This window comes from Micromonospora echinofusca (assembly GCF_017614955.1).
GTDB lineage: Bacteria > Actinomycetota > Actinomycetes > Mycobacteriales > Micromonosporaceae > Micromonospora > Micromonospora echinofusca_A.
The window spans coordinates 1-4,438 of record NZ_WVUH01000474.1 but is presented as its reverse complement, the minus strand read 5'-3'; the positions used below and the strand labels follow the sequence as shown (position 1 = coordinate 4,438).

At 77.4% G+C, this 4,438-nt stretch carries 3 protein-coding genes; 1 reads left to right on the top strand and 2 read right to left on the bottom strand.

From position 1 onward, the window contains the following. Window positions 1-766 (top strand): SDR family oxidoreductase (locus tag GSF22_RS31170; protein ID WP_208817492.1); only part of this gene is annotated, 766 nt, incomplete at its 5' end. 42 nt (window positions 767-808) lie between these two features. On the opposite strand, the gene GSF22_RS31165 is transcribed toward GSF22_RS31170, so the two are convergent. After that, window positions 809-3,268 (bottom strand): DUF3488 and transglutaminase-like domain-containing protein, encoded by a 2,460-nt coding sequence (locus GSF22_RS31165; RefSeq protein ID WP_439957831.1) that lies wholly within the window; start codon window positions 3,266-3,268, stop codon window positions 809-811. Beyond that, the gene (locus GSF22_RS31160) at window positions 3,244-4,410 is read right to left on the bottom strand and encodes a DUF58 domain-containing protein (protein WP_208817493.1); all 1,167 of its coding nucleotides are present in this window, start codon (window positions 4,408-4,410) and stop codon (window positions 3,244-3,246) included. Before GSF22_RS31160 ends, GSF22_RS31165 begins: the two co-directional genes overlap by 25 nt. Window positions 4,411-4,438 lie beyond the last annotated feature (28 nt).

Below are 4,438 nucleotides of genomic sequence, written 5' to 3'. Positions count from 1 at the left end.
GGTCACCGGTGGGGCGGGTGGGATCGGCGCCGCCCTGGCCCGCCGGTTCGCCGCCGAGGGGGCCGCCGCCGTCGTGGTCGCCGACCTGGACCCGGACGCCGCCCGGCGGGTGGCCGGGGAGATCGGTCCGGTCGGTGTGGCGGTGACCCTGGACGTGACCGACGCCGACCGGGTGCGTGCCGTGGTCGGCGAGGTCGAGGCCCGGTTCGGGCGGATCGACCTGTGCTGCGCGAACGCCGGGGTGACCACCGGCGGTGGACTGGACGCCCCGACCGCCGACTGGGACCGGGCCTGGCAGGTCAACGTGCTGGGGCAGCTGCACACCGCACAGGCGGTGCTGCCCGGCATGCTGGCCCGGGGCGAGGGGTACCTGCTGCACACCTGCTCGGCGGCCGGGCTGCTGACCGCGGTCGGCGACGCGCCCTACACGGCGACCAAGCACGCGGCCGTCGGGCTGGCCGAGTGGTTGGCGATGACCTACGGCGGGCAGGGCATCCGGGTCAGTGCCCTCTGCCCACAGGGGGTGGACACCCCGATGCTCAGCGATGCGCTCGCCGCCGGGCACGTCGGCGCGCGGGTGACCGCCGCGTCCGGGGCGGTGCTCACCCCCGACCAGGTCGCGGCGGTGGTGGTGGAGGGGTTGGCCGCCGAGCGTTTCCTGATCCTGCCGCACCCGGAGGTGGCCACCTACGTACAGCGCAAGGCCGCCGACCCGGACGGCTGGCTGGCCGCCATGCGGGGCATGATCCGCCGCCTCACCTCCTGAGCGTCCCGCCGGCCCGGCCCTGACCGGCGGCGGTCGTCCCGGTCAGCGCGGCCAGCGCAGCGGGCCGGGGCGCACCGACCACCACAGCCGCCGCCACCACGGGCGGGTGGCCCGCAGCGCCGACACGTACGCCACGGCCAGGACGGCCGCCCGCCGGGCCTGCTCGTCGGTGGTCCGTCCGGGGGCGAACGCGGCGGTGTTGACCAGCCCGGCCAGCTCCCCGACCGGCGCCGCCAGCCCGCCCGCCGGTGCCGACTGCTCCCCGACCGGCGTGGCCGGCCCGCCGGCCCGGGCCGGCTGCTGTCTGCCGACCGGCCCGGCCAGTTCCCCGTCCGGTGCGGTCTCCTGCGCCCACGCCGCGACCTCACTGGCCGACAGGTGCCCCGGGGCCGGCCGACCGGCCAGCCGCAGGGCATCGGTGACCTCCCGCCACGCCCCGGCGACACGGTCCGCCGGCCCGCCCCCGGTCAACCGTCGCCGCCGCTGCCGGCGCCGCAGCAGCACCACGGTCGCCAGCAGCAGCGCGACGACCAGGAACAGCAGGCCGGTGGCACCGGCCACCAGCAGCGGCAGCGGGGTACCGGCCGGCCGGGCGGGCGCCGCCGCCACCGGGGTGGCCGACGGGGTCGGGTCGACCGTCGGTGCCGGTGCCTCCGGCGGCGGGGTCTCCTCCGGCTCCGGCCGGAAGTCCTCCTCGACCGGTCGGGGTTCGGTCCGTGGCTGCGGCAACGGATCGAACGCCACCCAACCCAGATCCTCGAAGAGCACCTCCGGCCAGGCGTACGCGTCGGCCGCCCGCACCGGCCCGTCCCCGGCCGGCGGGGAGAAGCCGACCACCACCCGGGTGGGTAGCCCGGTCAGCCGGCCCAGCACCGCGAACGCGGCGGCGAACTGCTCCGAGGTGCCCCGCTGGCCGCCCCCGTTGCGCGGGCCGAAGAGGAAGAAGTTCAGGTTCGGGTACGCGTGTCCGCTCGGGGCGTCCGCGACCAGCCGGTAGTGCTCGGCGAGGAACTGCTCGATCGCGGCGGCCCGGGCGTACGGGGCACCGTTGTCGGCGGCGAGCTGCCCGGCGAGGCGGCGCAGCGCGTCAGGTACCCCGTCGGGGACCTGGAGCACCCGGGCCACCTGGGGTCCGGCCGGTACGTTCGCCGAGGGGAGCAGGTTCCCGTCCTGGTGTTCCCGGGCCGAGGTGACCGTGTACCGCAGCCCGGGGCGCAACCCCTCCGGGTGGATCAGCGTGCCGGTGCCCGGGTCGTACGCCACCCGGGCACCGTCGACCTCCTGTGGGGTGGCCACGGCCGGGAGCAGCCGGCCGCTGAGCCCGTCGACGGTGATCTCCTGCCGGACGGTGTCGACCCGGCGGTCCGCGACCGGTGCCACCGGCGGGAGTACCCGGCCGGCGTTTCGGTAGGTGGCGCCCACCCGCCAGGTCACCCCGTCGTAGTCGCTGAGCACCGCCAACCGGATCCGGACCGGCGCGGATCCGCCGGGCCGGCTGCCGCCCGGTGTCCCACCGTCCGGCGCGGGACCGTCCGGACCGATCGGGCCGTCGGATGTCCCCGGGGCGGCTGCCGGGGCCGGACCGGCCAACCCGGTCCGGACGTCCAGCAGCTTCTGCTCCGGGTTCAACGCCCACCCCGAGATCCGGATCAGCGGATTCTCGTCCAGGGTCTCCACCTGTGGCGGCTGCACGTACCGGCGCGGGTCGACCGGACGTTCGGTGATCCGGGCCGCCACCAGCGGACCCAGCAGCGCGGCGAGCACGACCACGGCGACCACCCCGGCCGTGTTGGCGAGGGCCAGCCGGATCCGCATCGCCGCGCCGACCCCGGGCACGCCCGCAACCCGGTCGGCCGGGTCGGGTCCGACCGGGCCGGACGCCGTACCGCCGGGCAGGGCCAGACCGACCGCCGCGACGGCGGCGAACACCAGGGTCGGGCCGACCGCCGGGTCGGCGTTCGGGCCGACCACGTAGAGCACCCCGGCGTAGAACACGGCCGGCGGCAGGTACCCGGCGAGCACCCGGCCGGCGCGTACCGCCACCTCCGCACCGGCCAGCCCGGCCAGCCACGCGGCGACCAGCGGCACCAGCACGGTGTCCGGGACCGCCTCGACCGGGATCATCGCGGTCAGCAGCCGGGGGATGCCGTTGCGGGCCGCCTCCAGGGTCAGCCCGGCCAGGTCGCCGGTCAGCCCCGCCTCCCGTGCGGCCAGCCGCATCGCCAGCGCGCCGTAACCGGCCAGGGCTGCCATCGACAGCGGCGCGACCAGCCAGGACGGCAACCGGCGGGCGGCCACGCTGACCAGGACCGAACCGACGGCGGCACCGACCACCAGCCGGGTCAGCAGCGGCCCGGCGTAGACCCGGCCGAGCACCACGCCGGCCAGCGACACCATCGCGACCAGCACGACCGGTAGCGCGACCGCGCCGAGGCCGGGGACCCGACGGCGCGCACCCGACGCCGCCCGCAGCCGGCTCACCACGGGCGTACCCCGTCCCACTCGGCGGCGAACCCGGCGCCGTCGGCGACGTCGAGGACCACCATCCCGGCGGTACCCGCCGGGGTCGGTGCGTCCGCCCCGAAGACCGTGACCAGCATCGACGGGTACGCCCCGCGCAGGGCGCCGAGCCGTCCCAGGTCGCCCTGGGCACCCGGGCCGGTGAGCAGGACCAGGGTGTCCCCGAGCCGATCCTGGCGCAGCCGGGTCGTGGCGGTACGCAGCGGATCGTCGAGAGCCCCGCCGTGCAGCTCGACGGCGGCGAGCCGGTCCAGCGGGCTGCCGCCCGGGTCCGGACCGGCAGCCGGGCCGTCCGGGCCGGCGACCAGCAGCAGGGTGACCGGCAGATCGTCGCGGAGCGCGGCGACCAGCACCGACGCGGCGGCCTCGCAGGCCGACTCGAAGGTGTCGGCGACCCCGTCGACCACCGTGGGGTGGGCGTGCGCCCGGTTGTCCAGCAGCACCACGATCCGGGGCAGGCTGGTGTCGACGTGTTCCCGGACCATCAGCTCACCGACCCGGGCACTGGTCCGCCAGTGCACCCGGCGCAGCTCGTCACCGACCACGTACTCGCGCAGCGAGTCGAAGGTGATCGACCCGTGGGGCACCCGGTCCACCCGGCCGTCGAGGCTGCGCCCCGCGCCGGTCGGTACCGCGTGCAGCGGGTGCACCCGGGGATGCACCCAGACGTCCACCCTGTCGCCGTACCGGCGGGTGAGCGTGACCAGGCCGAGCGGGTCCCGGCGGGTCACCCGCAGCGGCCCGACCGGTACCACGCCCCGGCGGGTGGTGGGCACCGGGTAGCTGACCCGGGTGTCCCGGCCGGGGCGCAACCGCAGCACCGGTACCGGCACCCGGCGGGGTCCGCAGCGGTCCTCGGCGAGCAGGTTGGCCGGGCGCAGCCGCCCCCGGTTACCGATGGTCAGATGCACGGTCGCCGGTTCACCCCGGCCCACCCGGTCCGGGTCGGCGTGCCGGTCCACCGCCAGCCGGGGCCGCCAGCCGGCGGTCACCAGGGCGTACCCGAACGCGCCGGCAGCCGCGACGCCGAGCAGGGCCAGCTCGGGGTAGGCGAACCGGAAACCCGTACCGAGCAGCGTCACGGCGGCGGCGAGCAGCCCGTACCCCCGGGCGGTGACGATCATCGGACGGTGGGCGCGGGCAGGTGGGGGC